12 protein-coding genes are annotated in these 18,048 nt (G+C 36.4%); 5 read left to right on the top strand and 7 right to left on the bottom strand.

Annotation, left to right across the window (positions count from 1 at the left end; genetic code table 11):
- Positions 1 to 2: 2 nt before the first annotated feature.
- The 7 genes from pseC to A3EM_RS0104035 all read right to left on the bottom strand — a co-directional run bounded on the left by pseC (position 3) and on the right by A3EM_RS0104035 (position 6,397).
- On the bottom strand, positions 3 to 1,151 hold the full coding sequence (gene pseC, locus A3EM_RS0104065; protein WP_020526893.1) for a UDP-4-amino-4,6-dideoxy-N-acetyl-beta-L-altrosamine transaminase: 1,149 nt from the start codon (positions 1,149 to 1,151) through the stop codon (positions 3 to 5).
- Positions 1,152 to 1,157: 6 nt separating this feature from the next.
- Positions 1,158 to 2,174: a UDP-N-acetylglucosamine 4,6-dehydratase (inverting) gene (gene pseB / locus A3EM_RS0104060; protein ID WP_020526892.1), complete on the bottom strand. Its 1,017-nt coding sequence runs from the start codon at positions 2,172 to 2,174 to the stop codon at positions 1,158 to 1,160.
- Positions 2,175 to 2,245: 71 nt separating this feature from the next.
- Complete coding sequence (gene rfbA / locus A3EM_RS0104055; RefSeq protein WP_020526891.1) at positions 2,246 to 3,106, bottom strand: glucose-1-phosphate thymidylyltransferase RfbA; 861 nt, start codon at positions 3,104 to 3,106, stop codon at positions 2,246 to 2,248.
- A 74-nt stretch (positions 3,107 to 3,180) separates the two neighbouring features.
- Positions 3,181 to 4,104, bottom strand: coding sequence for an NAD-dependent epimerase/dehydratase family protein (locus A3EM_RS0104050; RefSeq protein WP_020526890.1), 924 nt, complete (start codon positions 4,102 to 4,104; stop codon positions 3,181 to 3,183).
- Positions 4,105 to 4,240: 136 nt separating this feature from the next.
- On the bottom strand, positions 4,241 to 4,945 hold the full coding sequence (locus A3EM_RS0104045; RefSeq protein WP_020526889.1) for a phosphoadenylyl-sulfate reductase: 705 nt from the start codon (positions 4,943 to 4,945) through the stop codon (positions 4,241 to 4,243).
- 283 nt (positions 4,946 to 5,228) lie between these two features.
- Positions 5,229 to 5,486, bottom strand: coding sequence for a hypothetical protein (locus A3EM_RS0104040; RefSeq protein ID WP_020526888.1), 258 nt, complete (start codon positions 5,484 to 5,486; stop codon positions 5,229 to 5,231).
- 35 nt (positions 5,487 to 5,521) lie between these two features.
- On the bottom strand, positions 5,522 to 6,397 hold the full coding sequence (locus A3EM_RS0104035; RefSeq protein WP_020526887.1) for an AraC family transcriptional regulator: 876 nt from the start codon (positions 6,395 to 6,397) through the stop codon (positions 5,522 to 5,524).
- A gap of 231 nt (positions 6,398 to 6,628) precedes the next feature.
- Here A3EM_RS0104035 and A3EM_RS0104030 point away from each other — a divergent pair, with 231 nt between their 5' ends.
- The 5 genes from A3EM_RS0104030 to A3EM_RS0104005 all read left to right on the top strand — a co-directional run bounded on the left by A3EM_RS0104030 (position 6,629) and on the right by A3EM_RS0104005 (position 18,039).
- The gene (locus A3EM_RS0104030; protein WP_020526886.1) at positions 6,629 to 10,150 is read left to right on the top strand and encodes a PVC-type heme-binding CxxCH protein; all 3,522 of its coding nucleotides are present in this window, start codon (positions 6,629 to 6,631) and stop codon (positions 10,148 to 10,150) included.
- Positions 10,151 to 10,233: 83 nt separating this feature from the next.
- Positions 10,234 to 11,097, top strand: a complete 864-nt coding sequence (locus tag A3EM_RS0104025; protein WP_020526885.1) for a sugar phosphate isomerase/epimerase family protein — start codon at positions 10,234 to 10,236, stop codon at positions 11,095 to 11,097.
- A gap of 121 nt (positions 11,098 to 11,218) precedes the next feature.
- Positions 11,219 to 12,331 (top strand): Gfo/Idh/MocA family protein, encoded by a 1,113-nt coding sequence (locus A3EM_RS0104020; protein WP_020526884.1) that lies wholly within the window; start codon positions 11,219 to 11,221, stop codon positions 12,329 to 12,331.
- A 559-nt stretch (positions 12,332 to 12,890) separates the two neighbouring features.
- Entirely contained in the window at positions 12,891 to 13,877 is a 987-nt protein-coding gene (locus A3EM_RS41465) for a FecR family protein (protein ID WP_020526882.1), read from the top strand.
- Between the two features lie 58 nt (positions 13,878 to 13,935).
- Positions 13,936 to 18,039: a carboxypeptidase-like regulatory domain-containing protein gene (locus tag A3EM_RS0104005; protein ID WP_020526881.1), complete on the top strand. Its 4,104-nt coding sequence runs from the start codon at positions 13,936 to 13,938 to the stop codon at positions 18,037 to 18,039.
- Positions 18,040 to 18,048: the final 9 nt, after the last annotated feature.

Raw genomic sequence — 18,048 nt, 5'->3', positions numbered from 1 at the left:
TTTCACAAACTATAAAATCCTTTTACTTTTTCAATCACAAAATCTTGCTCCTCTTCAGTTAATGTTGGATACATGGGTAAGCTTAGGCATTTCTTATAATATGCTTCAGCAATAGGAAAGTCCCCAATTTTATAGCCCTGATCCTGGTAAAAAGGCATTAAATGTAGTGGAATATAATGTACCTGAGCAAAGATTTTATTATCTCTTAAATACTCGTACAATCCCTTTCTATCTGCCCCCTGAATAACATACAAGTGATAAGCGTGACCAGCATCTCCCTTTAATGGTAAAATATTAGTTCCATCAAAAGCTTTATCATATCTTAGCGCTATTGCACGCCTCTTTTCCAGAGAGCTTTTTGCTCTTTTCAATTGGGTAATACCCAATGCAGCCTGCATATCTGAAAGCCTGTAATTATATCCTAACTCCTGCATTTCATAATACCAACCGCCATGATTTTCTTTTAGCAGATCAGCATCTTTAGTAATACCATGCGTCCGAAGCAATAATAGTTTTTCATACAATTCTGGATCGTTTGTGGTAATCATTCCACCCTCTCCTGTTGCAATATGCTTCACAGGATGAAAAGAAAATATTGCCAAATCTGCATAATTACCATTTCCACAGAATTGCTTTTCACCACTCCCATCCACAAAATAACCTCCCGGGGCATGGCAGGCATCCTCAATAATCCACAGTTTATATTCATCAGCAAGTTTTCTGACTTCTTCCAGGTTTACAGCCAACCCGGCAAAATCTACCGGAATAATTCCTTTATACTCTCCTTCATCAGCTTGTTCTAAAACCTTTCTGGCTTTATCAACATCAATCAATCCCGTTTCAGGATCAATATCTACTAAAGTTACTTCTCCCCCACAATATTTAATACAGTTAGCAGAAGCTGCAAAAGTGATTGGAGTTGTAATCACTTTTGATTGATTATTAACTCCAAGCGCTAAAGCACATAAATGTAAAGCAGCCGTTCCATTAGAAACAGCAACGGCATATTCTACACCAATATAACGAGCAAAAGCTTCCTCAAATTCCTGTATTTTAGGACCCTGAGTAAGAAAGTCAGACTTTAAAGTTTCAATTACGGCAGCTATATCAGTATCTGAAATATCCTGCCTTCCATAAGGAATGGAATTCATAAATTCTTATTCAGCTTTAAAATTAGGGTCCACAAATTCTGTAATTAAACTTCTCATGTCTTCTACACTCAACCACTCATCATTAGTTCCAGAATTATATTTAAACCCTTTAGGAACTTCTTTGGCTCCAGTTTCCATTAAATACTTTTGCTTTTTTTCGTCAGACTGTTGAGGTAGAATTACATAATATTTTCCAATATCTACAGTAAGAAATGAATCAGATTCCGTTATCATTTCCTCGTGCACTTTTTCTCCAGGTCTTATTCCTACAATTTTTTGTTCACAATTTGGCCCAATTGCCGTAGCTACATCTGTAATTTTATACGATGGTATTTTAGGTACAAAAATTTCACCTCCCCTAGCATTTTCTAAGGCAAATAATACTAAATCAACACCACCCTCAAGTGATATATTAAACCTCGTCATTGCCGCATCAGTAATAGGCAAAACCCCTTCTTTTCGCTTATTAAGAAAAAATGGAATTACAGAACCTCTGGATCCCATTACATTTCCATACCTCACTACAGAAAATTTTAAATCACGCTTGCCTTTCATATTATTGGCAGCTACAAAGAGTTTATCAGAGCACAGCTTGGTAGCACCATACAAATTGATAGGAGCAGCAGCTTTGTCAGTTGATAAAGCGACTACATCTTTTACACCAGAATCTAAAGCTGCATTAATAATATTTTCGGCTCCAAAAATATTAGTTTTAATACATTCCATTGGGTTATACTCAGCTGCAGGAACCTGCTTTAAGGCAGCAGCATGAATGATAATATCTATTCCTTCGCATGCCCTTTTTAAACGTTCCCCATCTCTAACATCTCCAATAAAATATCTTATTGCAGGATATTTCTCATGAGAAAATACTTGGGACATTTCGAATTGTTTTAACTCATCTCTTGAATAAACTACAAGTTTTTTTATTCCAGGATATTTTTTTAAAACGGTTTCTACAAACTTTTTCCCAAAGGAACCAGTACCGCCAGTAACAAGAATAGATTTATTATTTAGATCCAACTTAAAAAAATTTGGTTAAAAAAATAGTTAATTGTGATAACTAACAATTATAAAAAAATTAATCAATATAATCACCCAATTAAATTCATCAAATACTCACCATATCCACTTTTTAACAATGGCCGGGCAAGTGCTTCCAATTGATTTGAATTGATGTATCTCATTTCGTAAGCTACTTCTTCCGGACTTCCTATTTTTAATCCCTGTCTTTCCTCAATCACCTGAACGAATTGGGAAGCAGCCATCAGAGAATCAAATGTGCCTGTATCTAACCAGGCTGTTCCTTTATCCAATATCCCAACTTGTAACTTTTTTCTTTCCAGATATTCTCTGTTTACATCGGTGATTTCATACTCTCCTCTTGCCGAGGGTTGGATAGATTTTGCAATCGCAACTACTTCATTATCATAAAAGTATAATCCCGGAACTGCGTAATTGGATTTTGGTTTGGTTGGTTTTTCTTCAATACTTACTGCCACTTCATTTTCGTCAAACTCTACCACACCATATCTTTCAGGATCGGAAACATGGTAGGCAAAAACTACTCCGCCATCCGGATCTGATTTGGAAAGTAACAAATCCTTTAACCCCGCACCATAAAAGATATTATCACCCAAAATCAAGGCCACTTTATCATTTCCCACAAACTCCTCTCCTATTACAAAAGCCTGTGCCAAACCATTGGGTTCAGCCTGTACTGCATATTGGAAAGAACATCCCAAGGATTTCCCATCTCCTAATAAATTTTGAAAAAGAGGCATATCTCTGGGAGTGGAAATGATTAAGATTTCCCTGATCCCAGCCATCATTAAAGTAGATAATGGATAGTAAATCATTGGTTTGTCATAAACAGGAACCAATTGTTTGCTAACGGAAAGTGTAAGTGGATGCAACCTAGTCCCAGACCCCCCTGCCAAGATGATACCTTTCATTAAAAAATTTGTACAAGTTTAAAAAATCAACCCAAGAACGAGTGCAAAAATAAACTATTGTAGGTAGGAATCAATTAATTTGAGGTAAAAGAAAATTTTTGACTGAATTCCTTCAACTCCTTACTGAGTGCTGTTTCAGAATAAAGCTGAAGTTCTTCAAGTCTTTTATCTTTTAAAACACTGATTGTCCGCAACTTAAAATCGCTCAACAGGCCTAGTGTTTCCAGGTTTGGATAAATTTCTTTTATAGATTCCACAATATCATTAACAGAATAATTTTTATCTACAAGATTATAAACCCCCGAAGATAATGGCTTCTTTATCAATCCTGCCAGTGTAGCACAAATTTTACTAATGTGAATAAAAGCCCGTTTCTGCCTGCCAGACCCCTGAACCTGAATTCTATTGTGAAAATGAGCGTCAAACATAAAACGGTTGATTACGGCATCAAATCTTAAACTTTTTCCATATCCGTAGACATTTCCACATCTTAAAACATAGGTCTCCATTTTGTCGGAAAGCCGCTCAATCATTTTCTCTCCATGCATCTTGGAGATCCCGTAATGCGTTCTTGGATTTGGTTGAGTATCAATATCAACTACTTTAGGCGATGTTCCATAAACCGAAGTAGAACTCAAATAATAAACTTGTTTTACATCACTCTCCTCTAATACATAGCTCAACTCGGCTGTTCCCCAATGATTTACCTGTTCAAAAATATGAGGGTCTTCATTAGCAAATGGAGTAGTGACCTTAGCTGCCAAATGAAAAACTACATCTACACCTGCGATTACCTGTTTGAGTTTATAAGTATCCAGAATATCTCCATATTCAAACCTAACCTTGCCTTTAGGCAAATTACCAGCAATAAAAATATTGTAATTATTCCTCGAAAGGTTATCATAGATGATGATTTCATCCACTTCTGAATTGGCGGCAAGTACTTCGGTCAACTCAGAACCAATATATCCGGCACCACCTGTTATTAAAATCTTCATGTTATAGCTTTTATCGGGTCTGACTTTTGGTCAAAAGTACAATCAAGAATTAGAATTATTCACTAATTTGAAAAGGATAATTTATTTTATTCCAAAAGAAAATTAGAAATGCTTCTCTTGTAATTTGAGGGAAAGGTTATTTACTCACAAGTTTAGTATGAAGCCCACATTCGGTCTTATTCATACCTTTCCATCTTCCTGTTCTGTTATCCAACATATCATTGGCACTTATTTTATGCGTACATGGTTGGCATCCAATACTCATATATCCCTTTCCTTCCAAAGGATGACGGGGAAGCTTAAATACCCGAATGTAATCATGAACCATTTTAGTGGTCCAATCCAGCATTGGATGATATCGTAAAACATTTTGGGGGGCTGGCTCAATTTTTTTCATTTGAGCCCTTACGGCACTTTGACCTTTCCTAATTCCATTTATCCAAATATCATGGCTGGCCATAATAGGATCAAGCGGGGCTATTTTATTAATGTGACAACAATAATCTGGCTCTGAAGTATAAAAGAACCGTCCTAAGTTATCCTTCTGCTGGCTCCTTGGTGCAGCGGAGCTCAGGTTTAATATTTTCAGGTTAAATTCCTTTTCCAGTTTATCTCTGAATGCAAGAGTTTCAGGAAAATGAAATCCAGTATTTAGAAAACATACTGGGATTTTCCTTTCCATCTGACCAATAATATGCAATAGCGGTATACTATTCGTCTGAAATGAAGAAGTAGCAAATATTTGCTTCCCTTCATTTTGAAATTCAGTAAGTTCCTGTTTGATTTCTTCAACAATCTTGTTGAAGTTCTCGATTAGTTCAGATGTGGGTACAAATAGCATATTTCCAGATTACAGCCCTTTGAAAGACTAACAATTAAACAATCAATTTAAAAATAGAAGCTAAAAGCTTATTTTGATTAGAATCCCTCTAACAAAAACAAGTTTAATTTAATTCAAATTAAAAATTTGAAGGTATTCTTTTGATGTATGTTAATTGTTGTTGTATGACTGCAAACTTAAAGGCTGTCACTTTCCTTTCCAAATCCAGTTAGTTTCTACTAACTTAATAATATGCCCTATTTTTTAATCAGAGACTATTTTTAAGCGAGACTTCTATGTTTAGCTATTTGGAAATTGAAATTTTTTCAACTTGATCAAGTTTAAGTGTAATATTTTCAAGGTCAAGGTACCATTCGGGATGAGGAGACCATTCAATACATTTAGGGCATTGGGTATCCTTGTGCACTTTTCCACAGGCTGGGCATTTTCCATAGGTATCAAATGTATTCCAGTGATGCCCACAATTACAACTCCAATATTTTCCACCATCAGGCTCCCACTTGCATTTTGGGCAGGCTATTTTTTCTTCACTATTTGCCATATAATCATTTTCAATTTTTTAATATTCTTTCAAACCTAAGCACTGATCACTTTGGAAAATTCTTTCTTATACCCTAAAGGGCTATTATTATTGATTTCCTTAAATTTTCTATTAAAATTAGAAAGAGTTCTGAAGCCGCATTCGTATGCAATTTGAGTTACACTAAGATTCCCTTCTAAAAGTAATTTACAGGCATATCCAATTCTGATTTCTATTACAAAATCAGAGAATGTTTTATTCGCCCTGCTTTTAAAATATCTGCTAAAAGAAGAAGGACTCATATTAATTAAAGAAGATACATCATCCAAAGAAATTTTTTCTTTAAATTTTTTCATCACATAATCATAAACTTTCTGCATTCTTCCAGAGTCCGATTCTGAATGCGTATTAAGATACCCCAAGGAGGAAATATAATTAAACTCCTTAGATAAAGATAATGCATTTAAAATTTGCATTAAGGCAATTACCCGATCAAATCCTTTCAACCTTATGCATTCCCTCATCAACTGTGTCACTTCACGATTAGTCCCTCCCAAAAATTCCAAACCTCTTTCAGCTCCCTCAAACAATTGTTTAATCTTCTCCATTTCCTTTTTTTTCAGGAATTCCTTACCCATAAATTGTTCTGAGAAATAAATCACTATACCATGTGTTTCCAGCCCTTCATGGTGAAAATAAATATCATCGCTTCTCCAAAGATGAGGCAAATTAGGGCCCGTAAACACCATATCTCCTTCCTGAAAATGTTTGATATTATCCCCAATAAACCGGGTTCCAGATCCTTTCATGACCACAAATAATTGGTATTCCGGATGAAAGTGCCAGTTCGGATCGAAAAATGGAGCTTTTAGATCATGTATTTCAAAAGTATAGGCCTCAGGAATGGCTGATTTTTGGATGGGGAACTTCATTTATAGCTTAATTTATCCATATATTAAGAACTCAAATACAAATAAAGTCAAAATACAGTCATTATTAGCAAAAATAAAGAAAGTATCTTGATTATTTTTTTTGGATAATTGTATATCGAAAAGACAACTAATTAATATGAAAATGAATCAAGCTATCTGCAAATTGAATCTAAAGCAACAACCATTTAATAATTAGAATTTCAAGGCAGTAGTTTAATAAACATTATTCAAATGGATACACAAGCCAAATCATTTTTCAAAGCTTTCATTTTTCTAATATTCGGATTTTTATGTTTAAGCTGTTCAAATCAACAGCAGGAAAAAACCAGTACCAATCCAAATATTCAAATTCTCTTTTTAGGGCATGATAGTGAACATCATCATTCTGAAAAGTATTTACCTATTTTGGCCTCTGCCCTGGTAAAAAAAGGGATTCAGTTCACTTATACTTCCGATCCGAAAGACTTAAATACAGCAAACCTTAGCAAATACGATGGCCTTGCAATTTATGCCAATCATGATGTAATTACAGAATCCCAAGAAGCTGCATTACTTCAATTTGTGGAAAGCGGTAAAGGATTTATTCCCATTCATTGTGCATCCTATTGCTTTAGGAATTCTCAGAGCTACGTAGATTTGGTAGGCGCACAATTCCAAAAACATGGTACGGGAACTTTCACGGCCAAAATTATTGATAATCAGCACCAGGCACTAAAAAACGTAAAAGAATTTGAAACCTGGGATGAAACCTATGTCCACCATTTGCATAATGAGGATAAAGTGGTTTTGATGGAAAGATTGGAAAATGGGGAAAAAGAGCCATGGACATGGGTCAGACAACAGGGAAAAGGCAGGATTTTTTATACTGCCTATGGGCATGATGAAAGAACATGGGAAAACCCTGGCTTCCACCAACTGATGGAAAGTGGTATAAAATGGGCAGTGGGTGAAGAAGTTCTTTCTGAGAAAAGCACTATAGAATTCCCCAATCTGGAATATAAATTAGCCAAAATACCTAACTATGAAAAAAGAGATCCAGCGCCTAAATTGCAAAACCCTTTATCCCCGGAAGCCTCGCAAAGTTTAACTCAATATCCTCAGGAATTCACCTTGGAATTATTTGCTTCTGAGCCTGATATTATTAATCCTATCAGCATGGCCTGGGATGAAAAAGGAAGACTTTGGGTAATCGAAACAGTTGATTACCCGAACACGGTTAGGGATACTGAAGGCGAAGGTGATGACCGGATAAAAATTTGTGAAGATACTGATGGAGACGGGAAAGCGGATAAATTTACCATTTTTGCAGAAAACCTGAATATCCCCACCAGTATAGTTTTTGCCAATGACGGGGTAATTATTTCCCAGGCACCCCACTTCCTTTTTCTTCAAGATACGGATGGAGATGACAAAGCCGATGTTAAAAAGAAAATCATTTCAGGCTGGGGAACTTTTGATACCCATGCTGGTCCATCAAATTTAAAATATGGTTTTGATAACAGAATTTGGGGAACCGTTGGTTACTCCGGATATTATGGCCCTGTAAATGGAGATTCGGTAAAATTCGGTCAGGGAATTTACAGTTTTAACCCGGATGGCAGTGATTTAACTTATCTCACCAGAACAAGTAACAATACCTGGGGATTAGGTTTTTCAGAAGACTTTAATGTTTTTGGATCAACCGCTAATAATACCCATAGTTTGTTCATGGGAATTCCCAATACCTATTTTGATGTGTTTGAGGAACCTCCTTTCAATGGTAGTAAAAAAATAGACGGTCATTATGCTTTTCATCCTATTACTGCAAATTACAGACAAGTAGATGTTTTTGGAGGTTTTACTGCTGCAGCAGGACATAGTTTATACACGGCCAGGAATTTCCCAAAAGCTTACTGGAATAGAATAGCTATGGTCTGTGAACCTACAGGAAGACTAATCCATAATGCCATTTTGGAAAAGGATGGTGCCGGATTTAAAGAGAAGGATGGATGGAATCTGGTTGCCTCAAATGATGAATGGTTTGGGCCGGTACATGCGGAAGTTGGGCCTGATGGAGCAGTTTGGATTTTGGATTGGTACAACTTTATTATTCAGCATAACCCTACACCTGAAGGTTTTGAAAATGGGAAAGGAAATGCCCACATCAACCCTTTAAGAGATAAAAAGCATGGAAGAATTTATCGCCTGAGTTATAATTATGGAAAAGCTTATGAACCCATCACCCTTTCTAAAGACAGACCTCAGGAATTGGTAAAAACGCTACAAAATGATAATCTTTTTTGGAGAATGACAGCTCAGCGTCTTTTGGTGGAAAGAGGACAAATGGATGTAGCGGAACAATTAATTGAATTGGTAAAAAACAATACAGTTGATGAAATTGGTATTAACCCGGGAGCAATCCATGCCCTATGGACTTTACATGGACTCGGTGCATTTCAAGAGGAAGCTAATAAGGCTTACTGGACAGCAGTGAATGCCCTAAACCATCCATCCTCTGGTGTGAGAAAGGCTGCGATTCAGGTTTTGCCAAGAACACTTTGGGCAAATCAGGCGATTACTTCATCAGGTGTTTTAGCGGACAATGATCCAAATGTTCAATTGACTGCCATCCTGGCTTTAGCCGAAATGGCTCCTTCTGAAAAAACTGGAAAATGGCTTTATGATATGGCTGATAACCAGGAAATTGTTCAGGATGAATGGCTATCCAAAGCTGTTTATTGTGCTGCTGCAAAACATAGTAAGGGATTTATAGAGGCTATGAAAATGGATAAAGGAGAAATTCCGGTTATGGCTTCAAATGAACAGTCCACTACCAGCGATTGGGTAAAAACCAATTTTTCAGATGAAGCCTGGAAAACCATGAATTTACCTACTTTGTGGGAAAATACAGATTTGGGCGAACTGGATGGAATTGTATGGTTCAGGAAGGAAATTAATTTATCAAATGCTCAGGCTTCGGGTATTGCCAGGCTTTATTTAGGACCAATTGATGATGAAGATGAAACCTGGGTAAATGGGATAAAAGTTGGTTACACAAAAAATGATTACAAAGCCAACCGACTTTACAATGTAAATAATGGCGTATTAAAACCAGGGAAAAATGTAATCGCCATCAAAGTGACTGACACTGGTGGCGGAGGAGGAATCTGGGGTAAACCAGACAGCCTTTTTGTCCAGACAAGAAATGGCAAAATCAACCTTCAGGGAAATTGGAAATATAAAATTGAAAAGGAATTCAGCAAAGGGTCACAACCATTTTTTACTGCAGAAAAAGGTATCAGGGAAGTATTTGTGGAAAAAGTCTATGCACAGAATCTTCAAAATAAGACTGAGGATAAAACTTCCGAATTATCTGAATTGCCTGTCATTATTTCCATTAAGCCCATCAAAAATGAAATGAAATACGATACCAAAACTTTCCAGGTAAAGGCAGGAAATATGGTGGAAATTCATTTCGAAAATATAGATTTTATGCAACACAACCTGGTAATTGGAGCAAGTGGAAGCCTTGAAATTATCGGAAATGCAGCTGATGAAATGGCTGCGGCTCCAGATGGAGCAGAAAAAAATTATGTTCCTGAAATTCCAGAAGTACTTTTTGCCACCACTCTGGTTGATCCGGAAAGTACATACATCCTGAAATTTAAAGCTCCCGATAAACCAGGAGAATATCCTTTTGTTTGTACTTTCCCAGGTCATTGGAGAATTATGAACGGAGTGATGAAAGTTGTAGGTAACGGCACTAATTTATAAAGAGAAATATCAACCTTATCAGAAAATAATAGCAAAACTGGAAGCAATTGACCTTTTCAGGTTAATTGTTCAGAAAAATTATCATGACAAAAAATATTAAACTTGGGGTAAGTACCTGGCTTTGGACTTCTCCATTTAATTCAGAAACAGTTGAATTATTCCCTAAAATAAAAGAAATGGGTTTTGATTATGTGGAAATTCCAGTGGAAGATCCTGATATAATTGATGCCGAAACTGTGAAAAAAGCCTTAACAGAAAACAATTTAAAACCTATTATTTGTGGTGCATTTGGTCCTTCCCGGGACCTTACCAGTAATGAGGAATCAATTCACGAAAATTGTTTCCAATATCTTGAAGCCTGCTTTAAATTGTCTCAAAGTCTGGATGCAGGTTTTGTAGCTGGACCAATGTATTCGGCAGTGGGGAAAACTCGACTTCTTCCCCCAGAAGAGCGAAAAGCAGAATGGAACCTTGCTGTGAAAAATCTGCGAAAAGTATGTGAAATGGCAACCAAATTTGATCAAAAGATTGCACTGGAACCACTCAACCGCTTCGAGTCTGATCTGGTAAATACTGCTGAACAGGTTTTAAATCTGGTAAATGATATCAACCATCCAGCCGCCAGGATAATGTTGGACAGTTTTCATATGACCCTGGAAGAAAGAAATCTTCAACATGCCATTGAATTAGTTGGAGATAAGCTGATTCATTTTCAGGTTTCCGAAAATTACAGAGGAGCCCCAGGAACCGGCCAGACCAGGTGGGATGATATTAAATCAGGCTTAGAAAACATTCAATATTCGGGTGTGGTATCGATAGAAAGCTTTACACCACATGTTCAGGAATTAGCAGGAGCAGTATGCATCTGGCGGAATTTTCATCCTTCTCAAGATCAATTCGCTAAAGATGGGCTGACCTTTTTAGAAGGGTTATTAAATTCAAACTGAATCATTAAAAATTAAATTAGATATGGTTTCTAATGTATTCAAGTGTCAGCACAAAATAATTTAGAGCAATTGCATCTCACAATATAATTAAACTTGACTGATTACTTAAATTCTAATAAATATGGAAAACAAAAAACTTAATTACGCAATTGTAGGGCTGGGTTTTGGAGCAGAATTTATTCCCATTTACCAAAAACATCCTCAGGCTAATATGTATGCCATTTGCCAACGAACAGAAAGCAAACTCAATGAAGTTGGGGACTATTTTGGGGTGGAGAAAAGATATACTTCTTATGAAGATTTACTGAAAGACCCGGAAGTGGATGCTGTACACATCAATTCACCCATTCCTAACCATGCCGAACAAACTATTGCAGCTTTGAAAGCAGGTAAGCATGTAGCCTGTACCGTTCCAATGGCCACTTCAGTAGAAGATTGCAAGAAAATAGTGGATTTAGTTGAAGAAACCGGACTCACTTATATGATGATGGAAACAGTGGTTTACAGCCGGGAATTTCTTTTTGTGAAAGAACTTTACGAAAAAGGAGAATTGGGCAGAATACAATTTTTAAGAGCTTCCCATCAGCAGGAAATGGCTGGCTGGCCGGGCTATTGGGAAGGACTTCCTCCTATGTATTACGCTACACATTGTGTGGGTCCGGTTCTGGCCTTAACTCAGGGAGAAGCCGAATATGTTTCCTGTTTTGGATCTGGCCGGATTGATGAAAAATTAATTCCTATTTATGGGTCTCCATTTGCTATTGAATCCTGCCATATCAAATATAAAGACTCAGACCTATCGGCTGAAATTACTCGTTCCTTGTTCAATACAGCCCGCCAGTATAGGGAAAGTTTTGATGTTTATGGTTCTAAAAAATCTTTTGAATGGACTCAGATTGAGCATGAGCAACCTGTCATTCATACCGGGGAAAGTCCTGAGCGTGTAGATGTACCTGATTATGCCCATTTACTTCCTGAAGAAATCCAGAAGTATACCACTAAAGGCGTATATGATGACGATGAAAACCAGCACCTTTCATTTACCCAGGGAGCAGGACATGGAGGATCTCATCCGCACTTGGTACATGAATTTGTTACGGCACTCAATGAAAAAAGGTCTCCTTATCCAAATGCCAAACAGTCTGCCAACATTACATGCGTGGGTATTCTGGCTCATGATTCGGCTATGGAAGGAGGAAAGATTATTAAGCTACCAGACTTCACTTTAGGTTAGGAGGTAGTTTATTATTGTGAAAAAATATCACTAAGGAGTTTCTTTCTAAGGAACTCCTTTTTTATTTCCGGGAAAAAATAAAAACCACAACGAACTCTTTAACAGGACTTTTCTTTTTAAGCTCCAACTGAAAAGTTAAAAAATTTTAAATTTTTTTGGGGGTAGGCTGGGAAAGCTGCTACTAATTAAATATCAAACAAGAACTGGATAACCCCCTTGTTTTTTTCGTACCAGCTAAAATAAATTAGATAAACTAACGGAATTTTAAAATTCCAAAATACCGGACTTTTTGTCTGGGAACTAACAAGAGGATTTTTTTGGCAAATGTCGTATCCCAATAGTTTTTAATTGCTCCCAAATGAGTTATTAATGAATTTGTTAAGGAATTATGAACATGGATTACTATTTTGCCAGTTAAAATCTAAAAAAAATAAACATGGTAAACGGGAAATTTATTTACTTGTGAAGTTCATAAGCTTAGAATCTGATTTTCCTGAAATTTGAAGGATACAAAACCTACTACTATCAACAATCTTAATTATAATCCAAGAGTACTACAATGAAAGACTTTTCAGAAGTCATAAAATCTTATTTGGAAGGACAGGAAAATAAAGATCTTGAAAATTGGGTCAATCGTTCTGAAGAGAACAAGCAATACCTTCTACAAATAAAAAATGAAATGGAATTGGCTGAAAAAGGTGCCATTAATTTTAAACCCGATCTAACCAGCGCCTATGAAAAAATAAATCCCTCCAGAAGCAAATTGTTTATTCAACCCGAAAAAACAAAAACCAGGAAAATGCGATTCTTTACCAATGTAGCCGCTATGGTAGGATTAGGTTTTTTGGTGGCATTCATTGGGTTCAGCATATTGAATGATCAGCCGGACTACATTGAACTTTCAACCAGCCAAAATAAAAAGCAGGAAATCATCCTTGCCGATGGCAGTTCTGTTTTCCTAAACAAAGGCAGTAAATTGTATTATCCGGAGGAATTTAAAGGCGAAATCCGTGAAGTAAAATTAATGGGCGAAGCTTTTTTTAATGTCACCGAAAATCCTGAAAAGCCCTTTATTATCAATGTGGGAAATTCCAAAATAAAAGTTTTAGGTACTTCATTTAATGTTCGGTGTTATGAGGATGAAGAAATAGACGAAGTAATAGTGGTTAGCGGAAAGGTAGCCTGCTATAATAAAGATGAAGGCGAATCTTCCCAAATCCTACTCACTAAAGGAGAACAGGCCATTATTCACCGAAGCAGCCCAAAAATGGAAAAGAAAGTAAATTATGATCCTAATCTGCTTGCCTGGAAAAACGAAGAAATAATTTTTAAAAATACACTTTTGTCGGATGTAGAGCAAGTATTGGAACATTATTATAGAGTGAATGTTATTATTGAAAATGAGGCCTTATACAATTGCAGGTTAACATCCACATTCAAAAATGATGATTTAGAAAAAATTCTGGAAGTTTTAAAGACAGCTTCAAATATATCCTATACATTAGAAAAAGATGCTTGCATTTTAAAGGGAAGTGGATGCCAATAATTTACAATTTAATTTTTGAAGGCTAATTCAATAATGGTCCTCAAAAAAGCTTTTATATATGCCGAAACTGAGTTGCTACAAACCAAAAAAAAGTAAAGAAATTTACCTTTTGCATTTCGACAGGTATAAGGCCAATATGCTTCAACCTTTCCTGAAAAAGGTTTTCCCTCTCATAATCTTTGCATTACTTTCAAGTATTTTCAACCCTTTTTCAGGACGGGTGATGGCCCAGTCCAACCTGGAGGATAAAATAGTTTCGGTGGATTTCCAGGATATTTCCATTGAACAGGCCATGGGGGAATTAGAAGAAAAATATAAAATCAGGTTTTCTTATATCAACAACTATATCCTTCAGACACTACAAAAAAAAACAACTCTCAAATTAGAACAAAAGCCTTTAAGGGAGGTTTTGAGTAACCTGTTCGGCCCGGATAATATTTCCTTTTCCTTTTTAACAGATATTGTTGTGCTCAAAATTAATGAACCGGAAATTCAAAATTTTTCCGGCAAAGTAAAGGACAAGGAAACCCAGGCTACCATCCCTTTTGTAAATATTGGTCTAAAAGGAAAAAGAAAGGGTACTTCTTCCAACATCGAAGGAGAATTTATCATTAAATCAGGACGTACCGATACCTTAATTTTCTCTCACATTGGGTTTGAAAGAATCGAAATTTTAGCTTCTACCTTAGAAAATGAAAATTCAGTAATTTACCTTACTCCCAGTGCACAGATAATTCCTGAAATTACCGTCAATGAAAATTATGAAAAGTCATTAATTGAAAATGCACGAAAGAAAGCACTTTCTTACCAATATAGTTTACAAACTGCCAAAGCATTTTACAGGCAAATCTCCAAAATTGATGATGTTTATCCGGAAATCTATGAGATTTTATATGATGTTTCCTATAGCAGAAAGGGAATTGCCAATTGGAAAATCAACAATGGCAGATTTGCCTTAAGAGGCGATATTTTCGAAAAAGAATACCTGTATCATATCAATTTCACACTGATATCCAAACATTTAAAATCTTTTGATGATGGGATTTCCGATGAAAACCTGCTACTCTCTCCTATCAGGGAAAACCCCGAACAATTTTACGATATTGAATTAAAAAACTTCATCAAATATCAGGACCGGCTTGTGGCCATTTTAGAGTTTATACCTAATGTAACTATCGGTTTTCCAGTTTTTAAGGGGGACATTTATATTGATACCAAAAACTATGATATCTTAAAACTAAAAGGAGAGATTCTTGGAGCATCCATAAATCTGGTGAAGGGGAAAGGAAGTAAAATTTCAGATTACAGACGAAAAATAGATATGGCCTACAGGGAACTGGAGGATGAATCGCTGGTGCTCGATTATATTAATATTACACATACCTTTAATCATTCCAAGCGAAAACAATATGACCGACAAATTACCACCCATTCATTTTTATCCTTTTACAACCATGACCTCGATGCCGATAAAAGCCAGTCGGATTCGCTTATCAATACGGACGAATACAGTTTTAACTCAGAAGTAATTCTCCAGCATGAAAGCCAGATGAATAATGAAGAGGAGGAATTGCTTTCTGATCTGGAAAAAATAAAAGGAGTTAATTATAACCCGAAATTCTGGCAGGAAAATCCTATTGTAAGAAGAACTCCTATTGAGGAAAATGTAATCCAATCTTTCGAAGCCTCCGGTACCTTTGGCAACTTATATGTGGATTGGCTGAAGGAAAATCAGCTCAGAGAAAATGAAGAAACAAACGAGGAACAGGATGCGATACCTGCTTCATTAGGGGTATTAGAAAATGAAAAGAAAAATGAAGCTGCTTCTAAAACCATACACGAAATCACTTCAAACCTTGGTAAAATTACGCAGGAAGATTTAGAAAACAATTCCGTGAAGTTTCCCAATCACGATGCTGTAATTCTTTTCGATAAGGGTATTATTCGATACGATATTGTTGATAGCGATGGTTTGGTAAAGCTTGTAATTGAAAAAACAAGAAGAATAAAAATTCAAACACAGGAAGGGGTAAAACACGGAAATATAAAAATAAAATTCCCTAAAAATGCCCGTATCAATTATGTGAAAGCCAATACCTACAATCTCGACCTGAATGACAATATCAGTAGAAATAAAATAAAGAAAAGGGACATTGTCACCGACTTTACTAATAGATATGAAAATGAAAGGGGTAAGTTCAAATATGCCCTCAATGAAGATACTACAGTTGCCTATAAAATTTTAACTATGCCGGAGGTTCGTGTGGGAAGCATTATTGAATATACCTATGAACTGATTTACGATGACTACGAAAACCTGATTCCATGGTTTTTCCAAAACAAGCTTCCTACAGAATATAGCGAGCTGGAATTACTTATTCCCCATTTTTACGAATACAAAACAGATTTACAAGGTTTGTATCCCGCCCACCAGATAATTAAAGAATCCGTATCCCAGAATATTTCCGGAAACATCAGAATGGCAGCAATTGCAGAATTTGCCAATTGGGATTATATGCAAATGGGCTATAGTAACTGGATGAATACCAATACCGCACCAAGGTACAATGGACAAAACATAAACTATCAACAGGCTGTAAGTACTTTAAGAACGGTATTTATTTTAAAGGATCTTCCTCCAATACCCGAAAACCCGGGCATCAATCAGGTTTCGAAATTGACCTTTAATTTATCAGGATACAGCAATGTAAATCCTATGGGTATTTTTCAGGATGCTACCTGGCTGCAAAGAATTAGGTGGAACAGATACGGACCAAGTTTTTTCAATAATAATTTCACAGCATTCAACCGAGGCATTAATCGCCCTGTAACTTCCAGATACAGTGGAAGAAGGTGGACCAGAGAAAGCCTGGAGGACGATTTCAAAAGACACCCCATGAGGGCTGTATTTCCCGGAGAAGAAAATGAATTGTTAATTGGAGAAAAACTGCCTACAAAAACCCAATCGTGGGAAGAAGTTAATAAAGTTTTGATTACCCATGAGAATTTCGGGCAGCAACTCAAAAATTCCAAAAAATTCACTAAAAAACTGATTCCACTCTTCGATTTCATTGATTCTGACCTGGCGAGAATGGTTAGAATCTATAAATATGTGCAAAATAATGTACGGTGGAATGGAGAATATTCTATTTTCGTTTCCCAGGACCTCAAAAAAATAGCAGAATCTAAAAGGGGGAACAGTGCAGATGTAAATCTTTTCCTTACAGCTTTGCTCAATGATGCCGGAATTAAGGCTAACCCTGTGGTACTGAGTACCAAAACCCATGGTCCATTACTGCAATCAGTGCCTGATATCCGGAAATTGAACAATGTGATTGCTGAAGTGAAGATCAATGGAAAAACCATTTTGCTGGATGCTACGGATTTTATGAGGGGTTACAACCTTATTTCGGCTGAGGACATGAATGGTCTGGCCTGGAAGGTAAGTTCAGATAACCCCGAGTGGCTCAATATTTTGAATGCCCGGTCAACCCAGTTTTCTTATGCGAAAATGCATCTGGATATGGTTGGGGCAATGGAAGGGGAAATCACCTATCAGCAGACGAATTTTATGGCGCTGGACAAAAGACGGGAAATTTATGAGAAACAATTGTCCAGAAAGCTGCAATCTGTATTTGAAAGCCGGTTTAATGATGTAAAGGTGGACAATATGGCTTTTATCAACCTTACAGAATTTGATAAGCCTTTGAAATCCAATTATAAGTTTAGAACGCTGGATTTTTCTGAAAAACAGGCAGATTCCATTGTAGTAAACCCTATGATGCTGGAACAAATGCGCGCCAACCCATTTTCTGCAGATTCCATTATTGATCCTATTACATTACTTTACCCCAAAAATTATGTGCACGTCATTACCTTGGAGATTCCGGAAGGTTATAAAATAGCCAGGGCTCCACAAAACACAGATATTAAATTTGAAAAAGAGCTTTCTGATTTTCTTGTAAAAATGGGGAAAGACTCACTTGTGGCCCAGTTCATTTACCAGGTTTCCTACAATATGAATGAAATCAATGTTTCTAGTACAATTCACACCCGCTCCAATGAAATATTTCCCTCTGAATATCCTGAATTCAAAGCCTTCTTTGATAAAATCATGACTAAACACAGAGAGAAAATTGTTTTCATAAGAAAAGAGGATTAAGCCTTCCTT

This window comes from Flexithrix dorotheae DSM 6795 (assembly GCF_000379765.1).
Classification (GTDB): Bacteria; Bacteroidota; Bacteroidia; order Cytophagales; family Flammeovirgaceae; genus Flexithrix; species Flexithrix dorotheae.
The sequence above is the reverse complement of the archived record's forward strand: the minus strand, read 5'-3'. Positions and strand labels throughout refer to the sequence as shown.

Coding starts and splice junctions, on each gene's coding strand:
- A3EM_RS0104020 (WP_020526884.1), top strand. CDS start 11,219: ATGGAAAACAAAAAACTTAATTACGCAATTGTAGGGCTGGGTTTTGGA.
- A3EM_RS0104035 (WP_020526887.1), bottom strand. CDS start 6,397: ATGAAGTTCCCCATCCAAAAATCAGCCATTCCTGAGGCCTATACTTTT.
- A3EM_RS0104005 (WP_020526881.1), top strand. CDS start 13,936: ATGCCGAAACTGAGTTGCTACAAACCAAAAAAAAGTAAAGAAATTTAC.
- A3EM_RS0104025 (WP_020526885.1), top strand. CDS start 10,234: ATGACAAAAAATATTAAACTTGGGGTAAGTACCTGGCTTTGGACTTCT.
- A3EM_RS41465 (WP_020526882.1), top strand. CDS start 12,891: ATGAAAGACTTTTCAGAAGTCATAAAATCTTATTTGGAAGGACAGGAA.
- A3EM_RS0104050 (WP_020526890.1), bottom strand. CDS start 4,104: ATGAAGATTTTAATAACAGGTGGTGCCGGATATATTGGTTCTGAGTTG.
- rfbA (WP_020526891.1), bottom strand. CDS start 3,106: ATGAAAGGTATCATCTTGGCAGGGGGGTCTGGGACTAGGTTGCATCCA.
- A3EM_RS0104045 (WP_020526889.1), bottom strand. CDS start 4,945: ATGCTATTTGTACCCACATCTGAACTAATCGAGAACTTCAACAAGATT.
- pseC (WP_020526893.1), bottom strand. CDS start 1,151: ATGAATTCCATTCCTTATGGAAGGCAGGATATTTCAGATACTGATATA.
- A3EM_RS0104040 (WP_020526888.1), bottom strand. CDS start 5,486: ATGGCAAATAGTGAAGAAAAAATAGCCTGCCCAAAATGCAAGTGGGAG.
- A3EM_RS0104030 (WP_020526886.1), top strand. CDS start 6,629: ATGGATACACAAGCCAAATCATTTTTCAAAGCTTTCATTTTTCTAATA.